The 26159-nt window shown below is 60.2% G+C and carries 18 protein-coding genes and 1 pseudogene; all 19 read right to left on the reverse strand.

Annotated elements, in window-relative coordinates; genetic code table 11:
- Positions 1-98: 98 nt before the first annotated feature.
- Positions 99-1256 carry a UDP-4-amino-4,6-dideoxy-N-acetyl-beta-L-altrosamine transaminase gene (gene pseC / locus JFV26_RS20500; protein ID WP_201195035.1) on the reverse strand — a complete coding sequence of 386 codons (1158 nt, stop codon included), beginning with the start codon at positions 1254-1256 and terminating at the stop codon, positions 99-101.
- Positions 1253-2254 carry a UDP-N-acetylglucosamine 4,6-dehydratase (inverting) gene (gene pseB / locus JFV26_RS20505; protein ID WP_201195036.1) on the reverse strand — a complete coding sequence of 334 codons (1002 nt, stop codon included), beginning with the start codon at positions 2252-2254 and terminating at the stop codon, positions 1253-1255. The genes pseC and pseB overlap by 4 nt, the downstream gene beginning before the upstream one ends.
- A 13-nt stretch (positions 2255-2267) precedes the next feature.
- On the reverse strand, positions 2268-5192 hold the full coding sequence (locus JFV26_RS20510) for a TIGR00180 family glycosyltransferase (RefSeq protein WP_201195038.1): 2925 nt from the start codon (positions 5190-5192) through the stop codon (positions 2268-2270).
- A gap of 51 nt (positions 5193-5243) precedes the next feature.
- Positions 5244-5972: a cephalosporin hydroxylase family protein gene (locus JFV26_RS20515; RefSeq protein ID WP_201195040.1), complete on the reverse strand. Its 729-nt coding sequence runs from the start codon at positions 5970-5972 to the stop codon at positions 5244-5246.
- 17 nt (positions 5973-5989) lie between these two features.
- Positions 5990-6667 carry an acetyltransferase gene (locus JFV26_RS20520; RefSeq protein WP_201195042.1) on the reverse strand — a complete coding sequence of 226 codons (678 nt, stop codon included), beginning with the start codon at positions 6665-6667 and terminating at the stop codon, positions 5990-5992.
- Positions 6664-7785: a DegT/DnrJ/EryC1/StrS family aminotransferase gene (locus tag JFV26_RS20525; protein ID WP_201195044.1), complete on the reverse strand. Its 1122-nt coding sequence runs from the start codon at positions 7783-7785 to the stop codon at positions 6664-6666. Before JFV26_RS20525 ends, JFV26_RS20520 begins: the two co-directional genes overlap by 4 nt.
- Positions 7782-9008, reverse strand: a complete 1227-nt coding sequence (locus JFV26_RS20530; RefSeq protein ID WP_201195046.1) for a class I SAM-dependent methyltransferase — start codon at positions 9006-9008, stop codon at positions 7782-7784. Before JFV26_RS20530 ends, JFV26_RS20525 begins: the two co-directional genes overlap by 4 nt.
- Positions 9005-9565, reverse strand: coding sequence for a dTDP-4-dehydrorhamnose 3,5-epimerase family protein (locus JFV26_RS20535; protein WP_201195048.1), 561 nt, complete (start codon positions 9563-9565; stop codon positions 9005-9007). Before JFV26_RS20535 ends, JFV26_RS20530 begins: the two co-directional genes overlap by 4 nt.
- Positions 9562-10644: a CDP-glucose 4,6-dehydratase gene (gene rfbG, locus JFV26_RS20540; protein ID WP_201195049.1), complete on the reverse strand. Its 1083-nt coding sequence runs from the start codon at positions 10642-10644 to the stop codon at positions 9562-9564. The genes JFV26_RS20535 and rfbG overlap by 4 nt, the downstream gene beginning before the upstream one ends.
- Positions 10626-11399, reverse strand: coding sequence for a glucose-1-phosphate cytidylyltransferase (rfbF, locus tag JFV26_RS20545; protein WP_201195050.1), 774 nt, complete (start codon positions 11397-11399; stop codon positions 10626-10628). The genes rfbG and rfbF overlap by 19 nt, the downstream gene beginning before the upstream one ends.
- 378 nt (positions 11400-11777) lie before the next feature.
- Positions 11778-15374: a glycosyltransferase gene (locus tag JFV26_RS20550; RefSeq protein ID WP_201195051.1), complete on the reverse strand. Its 3597-nt coding sequence runs from the start codon at positions 15372-15374 to the stop codon at positions 11778-11780.
- 105 nt (positions 15375-15479) lie between these two features.
- Complete coding sequence (locus JFV26_RS20555) at positions 15480-17051, reverse strand: flagellar hook-associated protein 3 (protein ID WP_201195052.1); 1572 nt, start codon at positions 17049-17051, stop codon at positions 15480-15482.
- 13 nt (positions 17052-17064) lie between these two features.
- On the reverse strand, positions 17065-19113 hold the full coding sequence (gene flgK, locus JFV26_RS20560) for a flagellar hook-associated protein FlgK (protein WP_201195053.1): 2049 nt from the start codon (positions 19111-19113) through the stop codon (positions 17065-17067).
- 24 nt (positions 19114-19137) lie between these two features.
- A complete protein-coding gene (gene flgJ, locus JFV26_RS20565; RefSeq protein WP_201195055.1) occupies positions 19138-20430 on the reverse strand; it encodes a flagellar assembly peptidoglycan hydrolase FlgJ in 1293 nt (430 codons plus the stop codon).
- An 11-nt stretch (positions 20431-20441) separates the two neighbouring features.
- Positions 20442-21529, reverse strand: a pseudogene (locus JFV26_RS20570) (flagellar basal body P-ring protein FlgI).
- A 27-nt stretch (positions 21530-21556) separates the two neighbouring features.
- On the reverse strand, positions 21557-22252 hold the full coding sequence (flgH, locus tag JFV26_RS20575; RefSeq protein ID WP_201195057.1) for a flagellar basal body L-ring protein FlgH: 696 nt from the start codon (positions 22250-22252) through the stop codon (positions 21557-21559).
- Between the two features lie 51 nt (positions 22253-22303).
- Positions 22304-23089 (reverse strand): flagellar basal-body rod protein FlgG, encoded by a 786-nt coding sequence (flgG, locus tag JFV26_RS20580; RefSeq protein WP_201195059.1) that lies wholly within the window; start codon positions 23087-23089, stop codon positions 22304-22306.
- 45 nt (positions 23090-23134) lie between these two features.
- The gene (locus JFV26_RS20585) at positions 23135-23875 is read right to left on the reverse strand and encodes a flagellar basal body rod protein FlgF (RefSeq protein ID WP_201195061.1); all 741 of its coding nucleotides are present in this window, start codon (positions 23873-23875) and stop codon (positions 23135-23137) included.
- 493 nt (positions 23876-24368) lie between these two features.
- A complete protein-coding gene (locus JFV26_RS20590; RefSeq protein ID WP_201195063.1) occupies positions 24369-25931 on the reverse strand; it encodes a sigma-54-dependent transcriptional regulator in 1563 nt (520 codons plus the stop codon).
- Between the last annotated feature and the right edge of the window lie 228 nt (positions 25932-26159).

Raw genomic sequence — 26159 nt, forward strand, 5'->3', positions numbered from 1 at the left:
TCTTTTGATCTTGTTTTTCGGCATATCGAAAAGATCAAAAGATCAAAAGATCAAAAGATCGCAGCCTTCGGCAGCTCCTACACAACCTTCAACGTTATTTATTCAGTCAGCCGTCGCAGCTGCTCGACCACAAAGTCCTGTTGCTCGTCGCTGAGCAACGGAAACAGCGGCAGGCTGAGCGCCTCGGCGTAATAACGCTCAGCTTCCGGGAAATCGCCTTCAGCGAAACCCAGGTCACGATAGTAAGGCTGCAAGTGCACCGGAATGTAGTGCAGATTCACCCCGATCCCGGCCGCTCGCAAGCCTTCGAATACCTGACGATGGCTGAGGTTGATGCGATCAAGCTGCAAGCGCACCACATACAGGTGCCAGGCTGACTCGGCTTCTGGCTGAGGGCTGGGCAAGGTCAGCGGCAAGTACGCCAGCAGGCGGTCGTAGCGGGCCACCAGCTCACGTCGGCGTTCGATAAAGTCATCGAGCTTGTTCAGTTGCGACAGCCCGAGGGCGGCCTGCAAGTCGGTGATCCGGTAATTGAAGCCCAGTTCCACTTGCTGGTAATACCACGGACCGTGGCTGGGTTCGGTCATTTGCGCGGGGTCGCGGGTCATGCCGTGGCTGCGCAAGCGTTGCAGGCGCTCGGCCAGGTCCCGGCGATTGGTCAGCACCATGCCACCTTCGGCACTGGTGATGATTTTCACCGGGTGAAAACTGAACACCGTCATCGCCGCGAAATCACCGCAGCCCACCGGCCGGCCGGCATAGGACGCACCGACCGCATGAGAGGCATCCTCAATGATCATGAAACCATAACGCTCGGCCAGTTCAGCGAGCATGCGCATGTCGCAGCTCTGCCCGGCGAATGCCACCGCGACCAACACCTTGGGCAGCGTGCCGTTGTCTTGCGCCGCTTCCAGCCTGGCCTTCAGCGCGTAGGCATCGAGGTTCCAGGTCAGCGGATCGATGTCGACGAAGTCCACCTCGGCGCCACAGTAACGACCGCAATTGGCCGAGGCCAAAAAAGTATTCGGCGTGGTCCACAAACGATCACCCGGCCCAAGCCCTGCGGCCAGGCAAGCAATGTGCAGCGCCGCCGTGGCGTTACACACCGCCACCGCGAAATCAGCCTGGCAACGTTCAGCCACGGCCTGTTCGAAGCGCTCGATGGTCGGCCCCTGGGTCAACCAGTCGGACTGCAACACGCTGACTACCGCGTCGATGTCGGCCTGATCGACGCACTGCCGACCATAGGGGATCATGCCGGCAGCCCCGCATGCAGATCAGCGATCTGGCCGACCGAGAGGAAATGCGGGTTGGTGTCGGAGCGGTACTCGAAGTCCTCAGTCACCGGTTTGCCCTGCTCGCCCGACTTGTCCACGGCAAAATCCACGTCGACGCTGGTGAAGCGGATCGACGGCTGGATGGTGTAGTGATCGGCGAACTCCAGGGTCATGCGCGCATCGTCCAGCGGCACCATCAGTTCATGGAGTTTTTCCCCCGGACGAATCCCCACGGTTTTGTGCGGCAAGTGCTCGGCCATGCCCAGCGCCAGGTCGACAATACGAATCGACGGGATCTTCGGCACGAACACTTCACCACCATGCATCCGGGCAAAGCTGTCGAGCACAAACTGCACGCCGTGATCGAGGGTGATCCAGAAGCGCGTCATGCGTTCGTCGGTGATCGGCAGTTCGGTCGCGCCTTCGTTGATCAACTTGCTGAAGAACGGCACCACCGAGCCTCGTGAGCCGGCGACGTTACCGTAGCGCACCACGGCAAAACGGGTTTGTTGTTCACCGGCAATGTTGTTGGCGGCCACGAACAGTTTGTCCGACAGCAGCTTGGTGGCGCCGTACAGGTTGATCGGGCTGGCCGCCTTGTCAGTGGACAGCGCGACCACTTGCTTGACGCCGTTATCGATGGCGGCGGCGATGATGTTTTCCGCGCCGTTGACGTTGGTCCGAATGCATTCGGTCGGGTTGTATTCGGCGGCCGGCACTTGCTTCAGAGCCGCGGCATGCACCACGTAGTCGATGCCGCGCATGGCCTGGCGCAAACGCTCGGCATCGCGCACATCACCCAGGAAGTAGCGCATGCACGGCGCGTTGAACGTCTGTTGCATCTCGTACTGTTTGAGCTCATCACGGGAGAACACCACCACCCGCTTGGGCTGGTATTGCTCCAGCAAGCGACGGATAAAGTTGCGCCCGAACGAACCGGTGCCGCCCGAGATGAAAATCGATTTACCGTTGAACATGCCGTGAATCCTTTTAGGCGAGCAACTGCGCCCAGTTGATCGGGGTGCTTTCGCCCAGCGTGAAACCTTTACCCGTCAGCGCCAGGTTGGCGTTGTAGGCAGAGTCCTGAGCGAAGGCGGCGGACCATTTTTCATGCAACGCAGCAAGGGCTTGCGGCGCCTGCGGCACCTCGCCCGCATGAAGCACCTGAACCAGCGGCGTCCATACGGTGAGGTAACCGGCGTGACCAGCCTTGAGGCACAGATCGACATCACTGAAACCTTCGGCGAAGGTCTGGTCGTCCAGACCGCCCAAGGCGTCGAACAACTCTTTGCGCACCATCAGGCAGGCCTTCGATACGGCTGAATAATTCTGCTCCACGAGCAGTCGTTGCATGTACCCGCTGGCGTCGTGTTTTTCCCCGACGAAGGCCGAGCCGACACCGCCGTTCAGGCCCAGGATCAGACCGGCCTGAGAGATATTCCCGTCACGATCAACCAGCTTGGCGCCGACGATGCCGACTTCCGGACGCTGGGCGTGATTGAGCAACGACTCGATCCAGTTCGGGTTGACCACTTCACCGTCAGCCGCCATCAGCACCAGGTATTCGCCCTGGGCCTCTTGACTGGCGGCGTTGCACAAGGCCGTTTCGCTCAACGGTTGATCGGCATACAGCACCTGCACCTTGGCGTTCTGCAAAGAGCCCAGCCAATCATTGACGGCAGCCGACTGATTCGGGTTTGCCGCGATCAGCACTTCATAGCGGGTGTAACGGGTTCTGAGCAGCACGCCGTCCAGGCAGCGCTGCAGCGCGGGCAGATCATCCCCGGCAGGCACGATGATCGACACCAGCGGACGCTCGGCATGGCGGTAATCGACCTGATAAGTGCCTGGCGACGCCGAAGTAATTTTGGCCTTGTAGCCGCGATTGCCCAAGTGACGCAGCAGCGCCTGACGCTCGTCGGCGTTTTCTTCCAGACCAGGCGCCTGGGTGATCAGCAGCGGCTCATCGAGATGAGCAAGACCGTTGAGGCCACCCTGCTCGATGAGACGCAGCAGCAAGTCGAATTCCAGCGCCTTGCTGAAGTCGGCCTGATAACCACCGACCTCAAGCAACACGTCCCGACGGATCAGCCAGTGCCGAGCCATCAGCGCTGGCAGACTTTGCAGCAGGTCGAGGTTGAAGCCAGGGCGGAATACGTCCACCAGCGCGCCGTCGGCCTTGCGCTGGATTTCGTCGGTGGCGACAGCACGGACATCACCGACGGACATCAACTCCAGGCTGGCGCGCAGCAAGCCGCTGGCAGTGAACTCGTCACCCGCTTGCGCCAGCAGCAGCCAGTCACACGGCGATTGGCGAGCGCTCTGGTTCAGCTTGTCGACGAAGTTGCTCTGCGTGACCCGGACAAAGTGCAGGGTGTTTTGCGCAGTGGTCGCCGCGGGTGGTTCACCGACGGTAAGCACCACAATCTTGAAGGCTTTGCTGCGACCTTCGACCAGGCTGTCGAGGGTGACCTGCAACTGGTCGATATTGTTCTCGAGGTCGAGGACAAAGATGCCGAACTGCGGGCCGCCGCCGTTGGCGGCCAGATGCCGGGCAATCGCCTCGGCCTGATCGGCATCAGGCTGACGGGGTGCCAGCCATTTGAGCAGACGCACGGACAGCATCTTGTCGAAGGCCGGGTGATGGGCCTGGACCGATACGGCCTCGAGGCGCCCAAGCCAGTCATGCATGGTTTGCGCGTCCTCTTCCTCGCCCAGTAACTCGAGTTGCGCAGCCAGGCGCTTGACCACGCAGCGGTTGAACGCATTGCAGTCATGGGCCATCCACAAACGGTCGACCACACTTTCCGGGGTATCGTTATTGCGCGCGCGCAGCAAGTGTTCCTGCTGTGTCCACACGCCTTCCAGGCCTTGCAACTGAACACGACCCGCCGGCATGGCGTGCAGCAGGAATTCAAAGTGAGCCAAATGATCGAAAAACGCCTGATTGTAAAACGGCATTTCGATGTACTGTTTCGGGCCGAAACGACGTTGGGGAACGGTCTCGACACTGGTCCACGATGATTCGATGATCAGTTCGGCGGTCAGAGCACGCCCTGTACGCAGGCTATCGGCCAGCGCCGCGAAGCTTTCGAGCACGAACGGCACACCCTGCTCAGGCTCCAGATCACGAATCTGAGTGGGCAGCCCGGCCAGAAAACCGGCGAATTCTTCACGCTCGGCGACCGATTTGGCGTCGGTAAAAGCCAGCGAGTGAAAGATCTCGGTTTTATGGTCGGATTGCTCGTAGTTGATTTCACGCACTACATAGCCGATCGGCAGGATTCGTACCTTGCCACGGGCCAGCATGTAATACGTATGGCCGACTTCCTGCCACTGGAAGATCGTGTTCTGCGGCATGGCGTGGTACCAGTCACGCAGAAGTGCGGTGCGCTGGACGGCGTAGAACGGCGGGATGTATTGCGACATGTAATCCAGGATCCGGTCCTGGGCACATTCAGCCGAATAATCTTCACAGACTTTCTTGTCGCGGCGGTAGTAACTAACGCTGTTGGCCAGTGCCAGATACATCATGCTGTAGCCATGGCACAGGCTGTAATCGGGGTTGGCCGCCATGAATTCGGTGGCCTCGTACAACGCGTCATGTACCAGGAAGTCGTCGTCAGCGGCGAACACCATGAACGGTGTCGTGACTTGCTCTACGCCATACGCCAACTTCGCCCGAATCCCCCAGTACCCGAACTGCGGCAGGTGCTGATAGTCCACGTTCGGGAATTGACCCGACAGCTCTGGCTGAGCTTCGGTAGAGGAATCCAGTACGAGAATCCTGCAGGGCAAACTGCTGTAAAAACGTACCGCCCGGCGCAAAAATGCTGGCCGTTCGTGAGAGATCAGCACCACGGTCAACTGTTCGTTGAGCGCCAGCCCGTGTTCAGAATTGTTCTTGCCTTGCATAAATCTCCCCACAACCGGCCAATAGCCGAAAGAACTCGACGATGTTGTTGATTAACGCACGCGACGCAGATAGCCATCTGGCGCGACGGTGATCAGCAATTTGCTGTGAATGGCCTGGTCGATTTCGAAATCGCGGTTTTCTTCCAGGTAGGCCCACACGGCAGTTTTCGGGTTATCGCCCTTACCCCATGGCCGGTCCGGGAATGCATCTTCCGGCATGTCTTCAACCACGGTGTCCATGACCACGCAGTAGCTGCCCACCGAGACCATCGGCGCATAGGCGCGCAGCTCTTCGAGCACGTGCTCGTGAGTGTGGTTGGAGTCCAGCACCACCAGGACTTTCTTGCCCTCGATGCGTTGGCGAACCTGGTCGACGATGGCCGGATCGATGCTCGAGCCCTGGATCATCTCAATCCGCTTGAACATCGGGTGCGCTTCGATTGCCTCACGGTTGTGCTGACGGATATCGATGTCGATACCCAGCACTTCGCCGTGGCCGATCAGCTCCAGCATCGACGCATAAAACACCAGGGAGCCGCCGTGGGCGATACCGGTTTCAACGATGATATCCGGGCGCAGGGACCAGATGATCTCCTGCATGGCGACCATGTCCTGAGGGAACTGGATAATCGGGCGGCCCATCCAGCTGAAGTTGTAGGTGTACTTGTGCTTGGCGGTGGTGCCAACCCAGTCCAGCGACGTGGCTTGCAGGGCTTTGTCCTGTTGCAGGCCTTCGACGTTTTCTTTTACTTCTTCACGAAACTGCTCATGAGGATTCATTACAAACGCTCCAGAAATTAGTCGCGGCGGTTACTGAAAACCCGACCGTCTTGATAGGAAACAGGGTTGGTCTTGATGGTCCTGGCGGGACTGCCCACCACGACCGCATAGTCAGGAATATCGTTGATCACCACGGCACCTGCGCCGATGGTGACCCAACGGCCGATGCGCAAACGCGGCAGGATCGTGGCGTTGGTGCCGATGAAAGTACCGTCGCCAATCTCGACACAACCGGCGATGCAGACACCAGGCGCCATGAACACCGAGTGACCAATCTGCCCTTCGTGGCCGACCACGCTACCGGCGCTGATACTGGTGTTATCACCCAGGCTGACTTGCGCCTGCATGATCACGCCCTCTTGCAAATACGTGCCGACGCCCATGGTGATCATCGTCAAGTCGATCCCCGGGTGAATAAAGTTGCCCAGGGTGCCTCCGGCCTCGACGATCTCACAGGTGGTCTGATACCGCAGCGCCGTGCTGCCGGTGATCAGATTGACGAACCGCGTATCGGAGCCTTTCAACTCGGCCACTTTGTCGGTGCCGCCCACCACCGGCACGCCATGAAACAGCGTGCCTTGTTTCGCCGGATCGTTATCAAGGAAGGCAAATTGCACATCCGGCTGATGGCGTTGCAGGGTGAGGATCATCCGTACCGCTTCAGGATTGGCCGCGCCCAGCAAATACACCTTCATAGCGAAGTCCTTTTGAGCAAGAGCGTGCGCAGCACCTCGATCACACGGCGCTGATCGTCGTCCGTCATATCGTGATAACTCGGCAGGTTGATCGCGCGCTCCGGCAGCGAATACGCCACTGGCGAGTCCGCCGTGACGTCGCTGAACATCGGCAAAGACGACAACGGCCAGAAGAACACCCGCGCATCAATGTCGGCCGCCTGGAACGCGGCGATCAAGATCCCCCGAGTGATCCCGAGTTCGTTATCAAACACCACGGTGGGCATCCAGTAACCGTTACGCCCATGCTCGGGCTCAGGGTTCATGGACAAGCCCGAGAACCCGGCCAGCGCCTCGGCGTAGTTAGCGAAGATCGCGCGCTTACGCTCGATAAGGTCGTCAATCCGCTCAACCTGGGCACAACCAACGGCCGCTTGCAGGTTGCTCATCTTGTATTTGAAACCAATGAAATCCGGCCAGAACTGTTTGCTGTTGCCGGCGACCCGACCGTGGTTGGACAGGGTCAGCACGCGCTCATACAACGCCTTGTCCGAGGTGACGAAAATACCGCCCTCACCCGTCGTCATGGTCTTGGTGCCGTGGAACGAAAACGCCCCGAAGGCGCCCAGGGATCCGGCCGCCTGGCCGCGCCATTGTGAGCCGATGGCTTCGGCGGCATCTTCGATGACTGGCAGGCCAAACTCGCGACCGATGGCCAGCAGCTCATCCATGTCGCAGAGGTTGCCGTAGATATGAACGGCCAGAATGGCTTTGGTCCGCGGCGTAATCGCCCGGCGCACCTGTTGTGGGTCGAGGCACCAACCATCCGCCAGCACGTCGACAAACACCGGGGTTGCGCCCAGGTAAGTGATGGGCGCAGCGGACGCGATCCAATTGGTGTCGGCAAGTATCACCTCATCCCCGGCGCCAATGCCCAACGCTGCCATCCCCATGTGCAACGCCCCGGTGCAACTGGACGTGGCAATCGCGTAGGTCGTGCCCACGTGTTCGGCGAAGGCTTTTTCGAAGCGGGTCAGGTATTGGTAGCAGAATTCGCCCCAGCCGTTCTGCACGGCATCGAGGACGTAACGCGCTTCCAGCTCACCGACACTGGGTTTGGTGTAATGAATTCGGCTCATCGAATAATCAACTCAGGAATGGCGATGACAAAACGACCGTCCCAGGCACGGATACCGGCAAACGCCTGGGTGATTTCCTCCAGCAGGTTCCACGGCAGCACCAGCACGTAATCGGGTTTTTCGATTTCAATGCGTTCGGGCGAGACAATCGGAATGCGGCTGCCCGGCAGGTACTTGCCCTGCTTGTGCGGGTTGGCGTCGGCGACCCAGGCCAGCAGGTCCGGTTTGACCCCGGTGTAGTTGAGCAAGGTGTTGCCCTTGGCGGCGGCGCCGTAACCCACCACGCGCTTGCCGTCAGCCTTGGCCTGCAACAGGAAGCGCAGCAGTTCATGCTTGATGCATTCGGCGGCCGGCGCGAGAGTCGCGTAGTACTCAGGGGTCTTCACCCCGGCGGCCAGTTCAGCCTGCAACTGCTGTTGAACGGCTGGCCGTACCTCGCGACGCTGGCCATCGGCACGCTGGACGAACACCCGCAGCGAACCGCCATGGGTCGAGAGCTGGCTGACGTCGAACACTTCCAGGCCATTGCGCGCGCACAAGGTCTGCACGGCGGTCAGGGACAGGTAGGAATAGTGTTCGTGATACAACGTGTCGAACTGCTGGCCGGCCATCAGCGTCAGCAGTTGCGGAAACTCGAACGTCGCTACACCGGTCGGTTTGAGCAAGGTTGCAAAACCGCCGAGGAAATCATTGATGTCCGGGACGTGGGCCAGCACATTGTTGGCCGCCATCAGGTCGGCGGACCAGCCTTCACTGACTAGTTGCGCGGCGGTGTCGCGACCGAAGAACAGCTCGCGAATTTCCAGGCCTTTTCCCCGCGCGGCATCGGCGGTGCTGCGGGTCGGCTCGACACCCAGGCACGGAATGCTGCGCCCGGCGACGTACTGCAACAGGTAACCATCGTTGGCGGCGATTTCCACCACACGGCTGTCTGCCGTCAAGCCGAAGCGCTCGACCATTTCGGCCACATAGCGCTCGGCATGGGCCAGCCAGGTGCTGGAGAACGAACTGAAATAGGCATACTCGGCGTCGAACAGGCTGTCAGCGCTGGTGTAATCCTCGGTCTGTACCAGCCAGCACTGCTGACACACTGCGACTTTCAACGGTACCCACTGCTCGGCTTGTTCCAACTGATCGGCACGCACGTAAGCGTTGGACGGCGGCGAGGTGCCGAGGTCGATCAGCGGCAAGGCCAGCGGCGTAGCGCAACCACGGCAGTTCATAGACGCACTCCGGCGAAGTGTTCATCGAGCACGGGATGGCTGGCGTCCCGGGCTGACAGATTATTGACAGGCAACGGCCAGGCAATCGCCAGCCGTGGATCGTTTACCGACACACCACCCTCGTGTTCAGGCGCGTAATCGGCACTGTGCAGGTAGAGCAATTCGGCATCGTCGGTGAGGGTCTGGAAACCGTGGGCGAATCCGGGCGGGATCAACAGGCTGCGACCGTCACCGGCCCGCAAGTGTTCGGCGTGCCAATGCAGGAAGGTCTCGGAGTCGGGGCGCAGATCCACCGCCACGTCCCACACTTCACCGCGCAGGCAGGTGATCAACTTGGCTTCCGGCGCCTCGGCGTTTTGATAATGCAAACCGCGCACACTGCCGCGCGCGCGGGTGCAGGAATGGTTGATCTGGCGAATATGAAACGGCTGGCCGAACGCACTCAGGCTGCCTTCGCAGAACAGCCGGGCGAAGTGCCCGCGATCATCTTCGAAGCGTTTGTGCTGCACGCTGAACAAGCCCTGCAGCGGCAACGCTTTCACTAGAAATTCGCTCACGACACGCCTCGGTACAGGTTCAACTGGCCCAGGGTGACTTCGCGCATGTCGTCACCGTTTTGCCACGCCAGGTGCCAGTCGAGGGTTTGGGTCAGGCTCTGCTGCAACGTCCAGCGCGGCTGCCAGCCGAGCAATTGACGGGCGCGGCTGCTGTCGAGACGCAGCAGGCCGGCCTCATGCAGATCGCTCGGTTCGATGCGCAAACCAGGGGCTTGCGGCCAGCGGTTGGCGAGCAGTTCGACCACTTCACCGACGCTGCACATATCGGCTTCGCTCGGCCCGAAATTCCACGCACCGGCGTATTCCGGGCCTTGCTGATAGAGACCGGCGGCCAGTTGCAGGTAACCGGCCAGCGGCTCCAGCGCATGCTGCCAGGGGCGCACGGCTTGCGGGTAGCGCAGGGTCACCGGTTCGTTCGCTGACCAGGCCTTGAGCACGTCCGGGATCAGACGCTCCGGCGCAAAGTCACCGCCGCCCAGCACATTGCCGGCCCGTGCCGTGGCCAGGGCCAGGCCATGCTCTTCGTAACGCTCAGCCGCGAAGAACGACGCCGCGTAAGATTGCGCCAGCAACTCGCAACACGCCTTGCTGCTGCTGTAAGGATCGTGGCCACCAAGGGCTTCGTCCTCGCGGTACGGCCATAGCCATTCCTTGTTGGCGTAGACCTTGTCGGTGGTCACCAGCACACAGGCACGGACGCAGCCGACCTGGCGAATCGCTTCCAGCAGATGGAGGGTGCCCATGACATTGCTGGAATAGGTGCCCAACGGGTCGCGATAACCTTCACGCACCAACGGCTGGGCCGCGAGGTGCAGGACGATTTCCGGTTCGGTGCCGGCGATGAGTTCCAGCAAGGCGCCGAGGTCACGCAGGTCGCCGCGCTGATCATTGATACCGTCGTGCACCCGCGCCAGTTCAAACAGGCTCGGCTCGGTGGACGGGTCGAGGGAAAAACCCGTGACCTCGGCGCCCAGGCTTTGCAGCCAGAGCGTCAGCCAACTGCCCTTGAAACCGGTGTGGCCGGTGACCAGAACCCGTTTGCCGCGCCAGAACTGCGGGCTCAGTCCCATTGTTTCCATGGGGCCTCCCCGCTCTGCCACAGGGCTTCGAGGTGATTCTTGTCACGCAGGGTGTCCATCGGTTGCCAAAAGCCGTCGTGCTGGAACGCCATCAGTTCACCGCGCTCGGCAAGGCCATCCAGCGGACCGGACTCCCACGAGGTGTCATCCCCTTCGATCAACGGCAAGACCTCGGGCGACAGAACGAAAAATCCGCCGTTGATCCAACCGCCGTCACCACGAGGCTTTTCGGTGAAGCCCAGCACGGTATCGCCATCACGATTGAGCGCGCCATATCGGCCGGGTGGCTGAACCGCCGTCACCGTCGCCAACTTGCCGTGTGCAAGATGGAAGTCCACCAGTGCCCCGATGTTCAGGTCCGATACACCGTCGCCGTAGGTAAAACAGAATGCCTGTTCATCCTCGACATAACGACGAGCACGGCGCAGACGGCCGCCTGTCATGGTTTCTTCGCCGGTATCAATCAGCGTGACGCGCCATGGCTCGCTGTAGTTCTGATGAACGTCCATGCGGTTGTTGCACATGTCGAAGGTGACGTCAGAGGTGTGCAGGAAATAGTTGGCGAAGAAGTCCTTGATCGCATAGCCCTTGTAACCCAGGCAAATCACAAAATCGTGAATACCGTGAGCCGAGTACTGCTTCATGATGTGCCAGAGAATTGGCTTGCCGCCGATCTCGATCATCGGCTTGGGCTTGAGGTGCGACTCTTCACTGATGCGAGTGCCCAGGCCACCCGCCAAAATAACTGCCTTCATCCGCTTTCCCTCTTGTTCATCAAAGGGCCAGGCCAAGCTGTATCAAGCTTTGGCGGGCCATCTGGATAAAACGCTCCACGCCGCGCAGGGCACTGCCGACAACGCCGCCCGTGCTCGTTTTATGGCGATATGGAGGGTACTTGCAGGAAACGCGCCAGCTCTTTCGATCAAGGGTTGAGTGGCGCAGTGCGCGTGAAGTGGCCGGACAACCATGGATTCGCAGGCAAAAAAAGGCGACTCGAGGTCGCAATGTCGATCAGTCAAGCCAGGCGCCAAACCTGTGGCGAGGGAGCTTGCTCCTCGCCACAGTTACAGTGTTTGCCCTGAGCTGATCGGCATTGGACTCAAGGTCGCCTGTTTCTTGGGGGAACGTGAAGATCAGTCCGCCAGCCAGCCGTTCTCCCAGTAACGCAAGTTGTCCCCGCGCAACACGTAGTCACGCAAGACCACTTCGCGCAACTCATCCCCCATGCGATAGCTCGCATCCAGGTCGGCCAGATGCATGCGGATCGCCTGCAACCATTCGTCCGTGCTGTTGGTCTTGATCCGGGTGCACGGCAGGTAACCGCGATAGGCCTCGGTATCGGTGCAGATCACCGGGTAGCCGCAAGCGCCGTACTCCAGCAGGCGCAGGTTGCTCTTGCAGTCGTTGAAGATGTGAAATTCAAGGGGAGCCAGTGCAAGGTCGAGATTCAGGCTGGCTAATTTTGCCGGGTAGACATCCAGCCCGATCACGCCGTGAAACTCATGCATGTACGGCCGCAAATCATCTGGGCACATGCCGAAGAACACCCAGTCGACTTCATTGGCCAATTCGCGCACTACATCGGCAATCACTGCCAGGTCACCGTGGTGACTGGTGCCGCCACCCCAACCGACGCGAGGTTTTTTAGAGGTCCGGCGCTGACTGTGAAAATCAGTCCACAGGTCTTTGGCCAGCATGTTCGGGACCACGCGAATGTCGTGGTGCATATCCGACAGCGCATTACCCAGTGACTCGGTGGACACCACGACGCGATCGCACATGCCGATGGCACGTCGGACCAGTTTTTCCATGTCGTCCTTGCCCGGCATATTGCGAATATGGGCATTGCGGTGTGGAACGTTGATGACGTAGTCATCCAGCTCGTAAATTCGGCGAGCACTGGAGTATTTTTGCAGGCTGGGCAGTTCTTCGATTGAGCCCTCGGAATAGCGTCCCTGCAAGACGATAACGTCAGGTGACTGACGCTCGATTTCAATAATGGATGGCAAGTTGTAGTGGATACACCCCTGAGCCCGCCCTGCCGCTTCCAGCTCAATCATAGGCTGAGTCACTCGATAGTGACCGATGGCAGAGGCGTTGGCCGGCACCGCGAGAACCCTTGGCAGTTGCGGCTTGGTAAACGGACTCCAACCGCTGCGCAGACCCGGGTCAAGACTGAAACTCGTCCCGCCCTGAGCGTTTAATGCCAGGTTGGTGTTATAGGCCGGATCACGCGCAACCAGGGGGAGCCAGCGTTTATAAAACACTTCCCGCTCCTGGCTGCGCAAAGCCTCATCTGACTCCTGAGCCGCTACCGCCGGTCGGGCGCCCAACGCCAATCGGGCATAAGGTGTCCAGACCACCAGATAACCGTCGCGCCCCACCCGAAGGCACAGGTCAACGTCACTGAGAGACTGAGCAAGGCTCTGTTCATCCAGACCACCGACCGCGTCAAAAATGACTTTGCGGATCATCAGGCAATCACCGCCGACAGCGCTCAAATCGTGAGCGGCCTGCAACCGGTACATGTAGCCCGATGCACTCACAGACTCGCCGAAAAACGGCAAACCTGCGGGCCCTTGCAGACCCAGAATCAGGCCGGCATGCAACACCAGACCATCTGGATTGAACAGTTTGGCGCCGACCACGCCGACTTCCGGACGTTGCGCGTGGTTGAGCAGTTCACCCAACCAGTCACCCTCGACGATCACCGTGTAAGGGTTGAGCATCAGGACATACTCGCCCCGGGCCTGGCCGACGGCGAAATTGAGCACTGCGGCGGCATTGCCCTGCTGTGGGTACGAGAGCACACGGATCCGCTCACCGCCCAACTGCGCCATGCCGGCCAGCCATTCACGCGCCTCGACACTCTCGCTGCCATTGTCCACCAGCAGCAGTTCATATTCGGTATAGACCGTCTTTTCCAGCAGGCTTTCAATGCAGCGCTGCAAGGCAACGGCCTGGTCCTTACAAACGATGATGATCGATACCAGCGGTTGATCGGCATGGTGATAATCGACGCGATTGAGCAATGTCGAGCCGGCGCTGCGAATCTCATGGGCGACGCCCAGCCGATGCAGGTGCGCCTCCAGCAACAGTGGATTGGTATCGATCACCTCGGGAAGTGAAAGCCACTTGGCCAGATCAAACGTCGACTCCAGCAAGACCTCGGCAACATGGCCGATCACCTGTGGGCCGTTATTCTCGACCATGCGCCAGAGCACATCGTGCGGGGCCAACTCGCCGTAATTGGATTGAAAACCGCCCAAGGCCAGGAAACCTTCGCGCTCGAACGCCAAGGCTCGCCCTACGTAGGGATAGCTGCGCATGAGGTCCAGATTAAAGTCAGGCTTGAACGCCGGAGTGGCAGACTCCCCCTGATTCAAGCTGCCTTCGTCGCTATACAGACACGTCAGCGCAGGCGTGAGGGCAATTCGCTCAGCCATTGCCAGAAGGGCCGGCGCCACCAGACGGTCGCCCGCACGCAGCAGATAGAACCAGTCGGCCCCTTCGAGTTGCGGCAGAAGATCGTTGATTTGCTGCTGCCCGTCACCTTGAAGCGGCAAGCGGAACACCCGCTGATTCAGTTCAGCCTCGGTACAGGATGCGGACAGCACCAGGGTCAGTTCGGGTGCGTAATCCTGTGCCGCGAGCGACTGCAATGTGAGTTCAAGGGCCGAGCGGCTGCCCTGCCCATCAATAATGATCGGGACGATTTTAGGGCTGTACGGCCAACTCGCCAGGGTATCCGGCAACTGCTTGCGCTGCCCCTCAGTCAAGGTACGACACGCCAGCCATTGCGCGTAAAGCTCGGAAAAACTGACGCTGGAGACGCCGACATGCCACTCCTGATTGCTCTGCTTGGTGCCCAGGGTTCGGCTCAGGGGCAACTCTTCCCAGACACGTGGCAACTCGTCAGCCTTGGTCACCGGCAGATAGCGAACCCAGCCGGGTGCCGGAGCCGATTCGCCGCTACGCGCCTTGAGCATCTGCAATAGCCACTGGCGCTCGACTTCTACGGCATCCCTAAAGGCTTGCTGACTGCTCAAGCGCTCCGGGTACAAGCGCTCGACACTCAGCACGTGATTGGAGACCACCACGTTGCCACGTCGCAACAGACACACGTACAAAGCAAAATCGAGGGTCGCGACAAAACAATGACCCGCCTGGGTCAGGGCCGGCAGCAGCTCCTGCACATCACAGCGACGGAACATTGCATTGCTGAAACCGCCCAGAATATTGACCGGGAAGTTCTCGAAGATCGCCAGCAGGTCCTCGCCCTTGAACAGCCCGCAGATAGGGGAAAGCGGCGTGTTTTCAAGCCGCGAAGGCAGCGCCAGATCATCAGCGTCCCAGAACAGGCGCTGGGCCAAGACCAGATTGACCTCTTCAAGACTGGCGAGCACGTGGGCCTGACGCTCGATGCAGGTCGAAAACAGATGATCGTCGTCACACAGAAACTTGATGAACTCGCCCTGCGCCTCTTCCAGGCACTGCGACAGATTTCCCACCAGCCCCAGGGTCCGTGGATTACGCACGTAACGCACCGCCACGCCGCTCTGCTCGACCAGCGAGGTGACAATCGCCTCAATCTCAGTACCGCGACTGTCGTCGCATACGATGATCTCGAGATTGCCGTAGCCCTGACCCACGGCACTGCGCAATGCGCGCTCAAAAAAACGCGGATTGAAGGCAGGAATGACCAGGCTGACGAGGGGGAGTGAATTCACGGCGGGCTCACAGGCGGTGCGAGCCCGCTCAGGAAAGCGAGCCCTTGAAACCGCAAAAGACGATAGCTATTGAAGGAAAACGGGCGCCTGCGCGCCCGGAAATCTTTAGATCTTGTTGAACAGGCCCAGCGAGGTGATCTTGCTGAAGGCCAGTTGCGCGGCTTGCAACATGGTCTGCTGCAAGGTCAGGCGGGTCATCACTTCGGCAGGGTCCGAATCGCGAATCGACGACTGGGTCGTGGTGTTCGCCAGACTCAGGCTCTCGTTGGCCGTGGTTTGATTGTCCAGCGTCTGACCGCGGGCACCAATCGAGGTGAGGGCAGAACCAATCTGATCGGTGGCGCTGTCGAGGTTACCGAGACCCGCCTCCATGGCGCCCTGAAACTGCTGCTTGGCCACCGGGTTACCGTCGATCGGCGTGTTCAGCGCAGTCACCATCTTGCTCAGGGTGTCGAGCACGTTCTGGGTCTGGTGGTTGTTGGACTGAACCATGAACTGGTCACCCGATGCCGGGGTACCGCCGCCCAGGGCAAAAGTCACGCCCGCTGCGGTGGCATTACCGCCTGTCACGGTGCCCGACGATACCGGTCTGCTGTCGGCGGTGACCGGTGCTGCGTACAGGTCGAAGGCGGTGGCGCTGGTGAACTTGAGGACCGCCCCGCCCGCAGGGAAAGCGTTGTTGTACGCCGTCGGGTCCGTCACGCTGGAGCCGGTGATGACTGCAGTCGAGGAGTTGCCAGGCAGGCGCGAGGTATTGAAGGTGTCCGGGGTGGCCGAGAGCTGGAAGCTATGACCGGCGATAACCGCGTCCGGGTTGGTATCACCCGACTTGAGGTTGATGTTCAGCTGCAGATCAACGCCACGGAAACTGACCGCCTGGTTGGCGCCGTTGCTGTTGCTGACCACGCCGTTCTGGCTGGCTTCGCCGGTCACGTCGTTGCCCAGGGCGTCGGTAATTTTCAGCTGGGTGCTGCTGACAAAACTGACGGTGTAAGGCTGGCCGCCAGTGAACTTGGAATTGTAGGTGGCGCTGGTGCCAACCGTACCGTTAGACAAGACCACGCGACCATCATCCACCGCCGGAGAAGTCATGGTGGTCTGGGTCCGGGCGGTGTTGATGGTCTGCTGGAAAGCAGCCCAACCGGTGGTGTTGGTAGCCACCGACATGCCGTCACCAATGCCCAGGTTGATGCTGGTCTGGTCACCGTTGTAGGTGTAGGTGCCGTCGGAGTTCTGCGAGTACGGCGCGGTGTCGGTCTTCGAACCGGAGAACAGGTAGTTACCGTTCGAGTCCTTGGAGTTCATCAGGCCCAGCACCTGTTGCTGGATCTGGCCGATTTCCGAGGCATAGGCCTTGCGGTCCGCGTCGGTGGTATTACCGTTATTGGCAGCGAGACCGATGTCCTTGGCGCGCTGCAAGGCGTTGCCAATGGACGTCAGGGTGGTCTCCTGCAGGCTCAGCGCACTGGTGGTGGTGCTGATGTTGGTGGTGTACTGATCAAGCGCCGCACTCTGCTGGCCGAGCTTGAGCAAACGCCCGGCACCAATCGGATCATCGGCAGCGGTGTTGATGCGCTGCATGCTGCTGGCTTCGGCGCTGGTGGCGATAGCATTGTTGAAGTTGCGCTGATAGTTGGCAGCAGTTGTCTCGTAATACTGGGCGGTAGCAATGCGCATGAATTACGACTCCTTAAAGGGCATTGATCAGCGTGGTGAAAGTGTCCTGTGCAGCCTTGATGATCTGCGACGAGGCGGTGTAATACTGCTGGTATTTGACCAGGTTGCCGGTTTCTTCATCCAGGTTGACCCCGGAGAGGGAGTCGCGGGCGCCTTTGGCTTGAGCCAGAATCGCCGTAGTCGCATCGCTGTCGGACTTGCCCTGAGCTGCCTTGGCGCCAACGTTGGTCACCAGGGTGCCATAGGCGTCGACCAGGCTGATGCCCTTGCTCGCCGAACCGGTGTCCACCGTCTGCTTGGTTTGCAGCGCGACCAGGGCTTGCGCGTTACGGTTATCCGAGGACGCCGCGCCCGTCAGGGAAATGCTGAAGCTTTCATTGGCGGTCGGTGTGCCGCCGACAGTGGTCTGCACGGTGAAAGTTTTCTGCACCGGCGGTGTGACGCTGTTGTCCATGACCTTGTTGCCGCTGGCATCGACCATGCCCACGTTCAGGTTCACGGTGTTGCTCTGGCCTGGAACAATCGTGCCGCTGCCCAACGGGTTGCCTTGGGCATCGACCAGGTTGTAGCTCTGACTGCCACCGCTCGCGGCACCAAAAATCATTTTGACCGGCGTCGAATACTTGAGCGCGGTCTGCATTTCAGCCTGCGACGCCGGGTTGTAGATATCAATGGTGCTGGTGAGCGCTGGCTGGGTGTAGGTACCGGTGTTGTTGGCACTGCTCACACCGGTCAACGGCGCTGCCGCGGCGATTTTCTTCGGATCAGTCAGCACGGTCTGAATGCTCGCCGCCGCACCACGGGTCGGGGTCACCTTGAAGCTGTCACCGGCCGCCATAGGGCCACTGCCATCCAGAGCCAGGCTGATACCGTCGATGACTGGCGGTGGCGTCGTGGTGGTGCTGAACGACCCCATGTCGGTGCCATCGGAACGCTTGACGCTGTAGTCGGTCGGGCTGGTGAACGTCACCTGATAGTCACTGGTGGTCAGCTTGCCAGTGTCCTTGATCGTGACATTCAGGTTGCCTGAACCCACGCTGTTGCCCGATTGAGCAATGCTGCGCTGACTGATCAGGGCCGCACTGTTGATGTTGGTGAAAATCGGCGCGCCAAAATCACCGTTCTTGTCGATGCCCTGAGCCTGCTGACTGTTGACCTGATCGGCCATCACCAGGGCCACACGACCCAGCTCATTGAGCGACGGATCGAGGACATCTTTGCGATAGGAGAGCAGGCCACCGATTTCGCCACCGCTGACCACCGAAGTGACGTCGAGGCTGCTGGAGCCGAGGTTCATCTGCAGACCCATGCGCGACGGATCGTCCTTGGTCGGCACGGTGCTCAGGCTGTTGGCGACACTGCCAATGACCAGCGGCTGGCCGCTGCCAAGGTTGATGTTGACGCTGGTGCCACTGGTCTCTACCTGTACACCGACCAGCGAGGACAACTGACGCAACGCTTCGCTGCGGGAGTCGAGCAAGTCGTTAGGCTGGCCGCCGCTGTTGGAGGCCTCGCCGATCTTCTGGTTGAGCTGGGCAATCGAAGTCGCCAGCTTGTTCACCTGGGAGGCCATGTCGGCAAGGCTGCCGTTAAGCGTGGTGTTCTGATCGTTCAACTGCTGGGCGATGGTGTTGAAGCGGGCGCTCAGGGCCTGGGCACCGGTCAGCACGGTCTGGCGCGAGGTGTCGTCAGTTGCCGAGGTCGAGACGCCCTGCATCGAGGTGAAGAATTTCTGCAACACGCCGGTCATGCCGGTGTTGGTGTCGGACAGCGTGGAGTCCAGCGGAGTGGCCTGAGCCAGGTACGACGACGCCTCACTGTCCAGCGAGGTGGCGGTGCGCAACTGCGCATCGAGGTAGGAGTTGTACACACGGCGCACATCGGCCAGGGTCGTGCCTGTACCAATAAATACGTTGCCGACCTGCTGCGAGCCCTTGGTGCTCTGCACGGTTTGCTGGCGTGAATAACCGGCGGTGTCGACGTTGGCAATGTTGTTGCCTGTCGTAGCCAAAGAGGATTGGCTCGCTGCCAGACCCGACATCCCGATATTGAGCAAACTCATGGTTCAGACCTTATTCCTTGTGCCTTATAGAGGCGTGGTGGAAACGCCCGCCGCAGCGTAGTTTTGGTAACTCGTCATCTGCTTGGCTATCTGCGAAATCTTGCTTGCGTAGTCCGGGTCGGTTGCGTAACCGGCCTTCTGCAACTCGCGCACAAACTGTTCTGGGTTATCGGCCGCTTTTACTACATCTTGATAACGATTATTGGTTTGCAGCAAAGTCACCAGGTCGTGGAAGCTGTCCTTGTACGAGGCATAGGAACGGAACTGCGCCGTCTCCTTGACCATCGCGCCATTTCGGAACTCGCTGGTGATCGCCCGTGCCGAATCGCCGGTCCAGCTGCTGGTCGCCTTGATACCAAACAGGTTGTGACTGCTGCTGCCATCCTGGGTGCGCATGACCGATTTACCCCAACCGGTTTCCAGCGCAGCCTGGGCCACCAGATAACGCGGATCGACACCAATGCGGTCGGCGGCTTCCTTGGCCAGCGGCAGCATGGTGTTGACGAAATCGTCGGCGGAACTGAAGGCTTTCTTTGCGGGCGCCAGTGGAATCTGGGCCATGGCGCGTCCGTAGATCTGCATCTGCCCGCTCGACGAAGTGTCCGTCTGCGAGGCCAGCCAGTCGCCGTTGTACAGCGAACCGACACCGGTCTTGCCGACCTGCGGCACCTGGATCTTGTTCAGCGCGGTGGTTGCGGTGGCTGCCGTCGTCGTGACCGACGGCACCAGCCCGGCGAGCAAACGGTCCGCCAGTTTCGGCGGCAGAGCCAGACGCCGCTGATTGAGCATCGCCACGTCATTGGTGTGATCGGCGGCGTGCGCCGGCACCCTGCCCGAGCGCGACGCCCACAACGGACGCTGACCATTGAGGCGCGACAGCGGACCATTGGTGGCCGTCGTACCGGCAGCTATCGGCGTTTGCACGGCCGCTTTCGCCGCTTCCTGCTTGGCCGCGGAGGCAGCCTCTGCCTCACCTGGCGCCAGCGGTTTGTTCTTCGACATCTGACGCATCAGCACGTCGGCCAGACCAATACCACCGCCCTGGCGAGACATGGAAACGGCCAACTGCTGGTCGTACATTTCCTGGTATTGCTTGGCTGCCGGGGTGTTCAGCGGATTGTCCTTGCCCAGTGTTTCGGTGGCCGAGCGCATGGACTTGAGCATCTCACCGAGAAACAGCGATTCGAATTCCTGCGCCACCTTGCGCATGTTCGCGTCGCTGTTCTTGTCGCCAACCTTGAGCTGGTTCAGGCGATTGAGGTCCGAATAGGACCCCGAATCGCTGGTACTGAGCGTGCCGGCCTTGCGCATGTCCATGGTCGCCGTCCTCAGATCACGATCAGATCGGCTTGCAGCGCGCCGGCCTGTTTCAGTGCTTCGAGGATGGCCATCAAGTCACCCGGCGCCGCGCCGACCTGGTTCACCGCACGCACGATTTCGTCGAGGGTGGTGCCGGGCCGAATTTGAACATCGGCTTGGCTTCCTGCTGGGCATTGATCCGCGAGCGCGGCACGACAGCGGTCTGGCCGTTGGACAGAGGGCCTGGCTGACTGACAATCGGGTCTTCAGTGATGGTCACGGTCAGGCTGCCGTGGGTCACGGCGGCTGGCGACACTTTCACGTTCTGGCCAATGACGATGGTGCCGGTACGAGAGTTGATGATGACTTTCGCCACCGCCTGGCCCGGATCGACTTCAAGGTTTTCCAGGATCGACAGATAATCGACCCGCTGACTTGGGTCCAGCGGCGCGCTGACGCGGATCGAACCGCCGTCGATGGCCTGGGCCACGCCAGGGCCGAGCAGGTCATTGATCTTGTCGACCACGCGTTTGGCGGTCGTGAAATCTGAACGGTTGAGGTTCAGGGTCAGGCTGTTGCCCTGATTGAAACCACTGGGCACCGAACGCTCCACCGACGCACCACCAGGGATACGACCGGCCGACGGAACGTTGACGGTGATCTTCGAACCGTCGCGACCTTCGGCATCGAAACCGCCGACCACCAGGTTGCCCTGGGCGATGGCGTAGACGTTGCCGTCGATACCTTTAAGAGGTGTCAGCAGCAAGGTACCGCCACGCAGGCTCTTGGAGTTACCGATGGACGAAACCGTGATATCCACCAACTGACCCGGCTTGGCGAACGCCGGCAAATCGGCACTGATCGATACCGCCGCGACGTTCTTCAACTGCACGTTGCCCGACCCCGCCGGCACCTTGATCCCGAACTGCGAGAGCATGTTGTTGAAGGTCTGCAGGGTGAACGGGGTCTGGGTCGTCTGGTCGCCGGTGCCGTTAAGCCCGACTACCAGGCCGTAACCGATCAATTGGTTGGTCCGCACGCCGGAAATACTGGCGATGTCTTTCAGCCGCTCGGCTTGAGCACCGAAGGCTGCGGACATCAACAAGGCACCGACCATGAGACTTTTGAAGTTCAACGTAGCCACCTAGAAAGGGAACAGCGGGCTGAGGAAGAAACGGTCGAACCAGCCAGGCTGACTCGCATCGGCAAACGCACCGGTGCCCGAATAGGTGATACGTGCATCGGCGACGCGGGTCGACGACACGGTATTGTCAGTGGCGATGTCATCGGCGCGAACCAGACCGGCAATACGCACCAGCTCATCACCCGAGTTGAGGGTCATCCACTTCTCGCCGCGCACGGCAATGATGCCGTTGGGCAATACGTCAGCGACGGTCACTGTGATCGAACCGGTCAGGCTGTTGCTCTGTCCGGACTTGCTGGCGCCGTTGGTGGCACGGTCGCCGCTGTAACCGGCGTTGAGGCTCAGGTCACCACTGCCCACCGGATTATTGGTGGTCAGGCCGCCACCGAACAGCGACGTCAGACCGATGCTGGTCTTGCTGGTCTTGTCGATCTGCGAGTTGGCACCCTTGCTGGCCTGGGTCTTCTCGTTCAGGGTGATGGTGATGATGTCACCGACCCGGAACGCCTTGCGGTCGCTGTACAGGTTCTGTTCGAAACCGGCCTGGTAGATCGAGCCATTGTTGGCGGCAGCCGGCAGCGGCGTTCGCGGCAACACCGGGGCGTAATAAGGGTCATTGGGCTTGGGCGTCGGTGCGACGCAGCCCGCGAGCGAGACCACCCCACTCAGTGCCAGAACAGATACAAAGCGATTCATGACCCTACCTCACGGTGTTGCAGGCGGCTTCATGCCGCCTCATAGACTTGATTACAGATTCTGCGTTACGAACGAGAGCATCTGGTCGGCGGTGGAGATCACCTTGGAGTTCATCTCGTAAGCGCGCTGAGTAGTGATCATGTTGACCATCTCTTCAACGGTGCTGACGTTGGACCCTTCCAGGGTGTTCTGCAGCGTGGTGCCGAAACCGTTCAGGCCCGGGGTGCCGACTTGCGGCGCGCCGCTGGCAGCGGTTTCCAGGAACAGGTTGTTACCCACGGCTTGCAGACCGGCCGGGTTGATGAAGTCGGCGGTTTGCAGGTTACCGATCACCTGGGAGGCCGCGTTGCCAGGAACAGTGATGGACACTGTGCCGTCAGTACCGACCGTGAAGCTCTGGGCGTTGTTCGGGATGACAATGGCCGGCTCCAGCGCGAAACCGCTGGCGTTCACGATCTGGCCGTTGGAGTCGAGGTGGAAGGTACCGTCACGGGTGTAAGACGTGGTGCCGTCCGGTTGCAGAATCTGGAAGAAACCGCGGCCGTCGACTGCCAGGTCCAACGGCTGCTCGGTGGTTTGCAGGCTGCCGGCGGTGAAGTTTTTCTGGGTGCCGACGATGCGCACACCGGTACCCAGTTGCAGACCGGACGGCAGTTCGCTGTCCTGGGTCGACTGGGCGCCAGGCTGGCGCTTGATCTGATACAGCAAGTCCTGGAACTCGGCGCGGTCACGTTTGAAACCCGTGGTCGATACGTTCGCCAGGTTGTTGGAAATGGTGGTCAGGTTGGTGTCCTGGGCGGACAGACCTGTTTTGGCAACCCATAGAGCCGGAAGCATTCGATTCTCCTCGTGCGCCTGTTTTACGGCGCGACGTTCTGATAATTAGCTGATCTGCAAGACCCGAGCCATGGCCTGGTCATCGTCTTTGGCGGTGTTCATCATCTTGATGTGCAGCTCGAACTGCTTGGACAAGGCCAGCACCGAGGTCATTTCTTCCACGGCATTGACGTTGCTCGACTCAAGGAACCCGGACACCAGCTTGACGCCCGCATCGGCTTGCGCCGGCTTGCCGTCCGTGGTGTGGATCGAACCATCCAGGCCTTTGGTCATGGTCTTGATGTCAGGATTGACCAGCTTGATGCGGTCGATTTGAGCAATCACTCGCGGGCCTTCACCCATCGAGCGAATGCTGATGGTGCCGTCCTCACCCACTTCGATTTTCTGCTCGGGCGGCACGGCAATCGGCCCGCCATTGCCCATCACCGGCATACCGTTGCCGGCCCGCAGCACGCCCAGGGCGTCAACGTTCAGGCTGCCGGTGCGCACATAACTTTCGCTGCCGTCAGGGCTTTGCACGGCAATGAAACCGTTGCCGGTCACCGCCACATCGAGGTCACGGCCGGTCTCTACCATCGAGCCGGGCGAGAAGTCGGTGGCCGGGCGTTCGGTCATGGCGTAGGCACGCGCCGGAAAGCTGTCACCAAACACCGGCATCGAACGGGCCTGTTCCAGGTCCTTTTGAAAACCGTTGGTGGAGATGTTCGCCAGGTTGTTGGCATGAGCCTTCTGCGCCAGTGCGTTCTGACTGGCGCCGGTCATTGCCACATAAAGGTACTTGTCCACAGTCTTTCCTCTGCATGCCGGGCGTTTGCCGCCCACCGCTGTACTGCTGAGCGTTAAGCAATTTGCAGACCAACTTATTTCTGACGGCGCGGGGCCCGGCAAACAAAGGACTTGGGGGATTCAGAGAGAATGAAGGGATTGTGTCAAAGTCGAAAAACCGGCGGTGTTATGCCGCTTACGGCAAGTGTCGACCTCTTTGGCTCGACATCATGCTTTGCGTAGCAGCTGTCGAGCCCCGGCGAGGCTGCGTTCGGCGACGAAGTCGTCGTGAAATCAGGCACTGCGGTGTTTCAGGTGGGCCGCGGACGCCGGGTTTACGACTTCGTCGTGAAATCAGGCACCGCGGTATTTCAGGTGGGGCGTGGACGCCGGGTTTACGACTTCGTCGTGAAATCAGGCACTGCGGTGTTTCAGGTGGGCCGCGGACGCCGGGTTTACGACGACTTCGTCGCCGAACGCTGCCTCGCGGTGCTCGACAGCTGCTACAACGGGGCTATGCGTTCGGCTCTTTGCCTACTTCGTATTCGCGCAACTTGTTGGCAATGGTCGTATGGGAAACCCCTAAACGCTTGCCCAACTGCCGACTGCTCGGATGCTCGGAATACAACCGCTCCAGCACTGCTTTCTCGAAGCGCCCGACGATCGCATCCAGCCCGCCCTCCAGCGAGAAATCGCCAAGGGGCTGACGCACGCCGTAATCCGGCAGGCGAATGTGTTCAGCCTTGACGGTCCCGCCCTCGCACAGCGAAACCGCCTGGAACAACACGTTTTCCAATTGCCGGACATTGCCTGGCCAATGGTAATGACTGAGCCGCTCCATCGCTGCCGGCGCCAGTTTCGGCAGCGGGCATCCGATCTGCCGACTGGCCTGATCGAGGAAATGCTCTACCAGCGGCGTCAGCCCGTCGAGGCATTCGCGCAGCGGCGGGATGTGCAACGACAGCACATTCAGGCGGTGATACAGATCCTGGCGAAACTCGCCGCGGGCACACAACTCGGACAGGTCCACCTGCGTCGCGCAGATCACCCGCACATCCAGATAGACCTCTTCATCACTGCCTACACGCCGGAAGCAGCCGTCCTGCAGAAAGCGCAGCAACTTCACCTGCAAGCGCGGGCTCATTTCCCCGACACCATCGAGAAACAGCGTACCGCCGGCCGTCAACTCCAGCAGCCCGAGCTTGCCTTCAGCCCGCGCACCTTCGAAGGCGCCGGGGCCGTAGCCAAACAATTCGGTCTCCGCCATGGATTCCGGCAGGCCGGCGCAGTTGAGCGCCATCAGTGGCGACTGCCCTCGCGGACTGGCCAAGTGACAAGCCCGCGCCAGCAGCTCTTTACCGGTGCCGGTTTCGCCCTCTATCAATAGCGGCGCATCCAGCGGCGCCATACGCCGAGCCTCACGCACCACCGCCGCCATGACTTTCGAGCTCTGGAAAATACTGTCGAAACCGCGCAATTCCTGTTTGCGCACATTATAGATCCGCTCACCGACCCGGTCCGCGCGGTGCAACGTCAATACCGCACCGGCCATGGCCTCGCTGTCGTCATGCTCCGATTGCAGCGGCGCGATATCGGCAAGAAACACGTCGCCCTTTACCTTCACCCGCAAGCCGTTGATCCGCGACTTATTGGCGCGCACCAACTCCGGCAAATCGAAATCCTCGGCATATCGCGACAACGCAATCCCCGGCACCTCGTCCACCCGCACTCCGAGTAACTGCGCTGCGGCACGGTTGGCTGCAACGATGGAGCCGCCCATGTCGATCGACAGCACCGGAAACTCCAGGGCGCCGAGCAAGGCATTGAGTTCCATGTGCCGACGTTCGCTGGGCATCAGCCCTACACGCTTGACGCCGAATACCCCGGCAATCGCCTCGAATTTCGGACGCAACGCCTGGAACTGAATGTTGATCAGGTTCGGACAGTGCAGATAGATCGCGTTGCCATGCTCACCGCCTACCTCGCCGCGAGCGACGTTGATCCCGTACTCCACCAGAAGGTTGAGAATGTCACGCAGGATGCCGATGCGGTTTTGGCAGTGGACTTTGATACGCATATAAAAGGCCCGAAAAAGCGGTGAATGGGGTGAATGCCTGGAATGCAACCTGTGCGAGCCTGCTTGCGATAGCGGTGTATCAGTCGACATATCCATTAACTGGAAGGCCGTCATCGCGAGCAGGCTCGCCCCCACAAGGTTTACGGTGTTCATTCCTTGGCCGAGCGACGTATTTTTCTGCGGTGGCGCAAAGTTAATCGTCAAGATTATGTGACAGCTGGAGGACTT

The organism is Pseudomonas sp. TH31 (genome assembly GCF_016650815.1).
In the GTDB taxonomy this organism is placed as follows: Bacteria; Pseudomonadota; Gammaproteobacteria; order Pseudomonadales; family Pseudomonadaceae; genus Aquipseudomonas.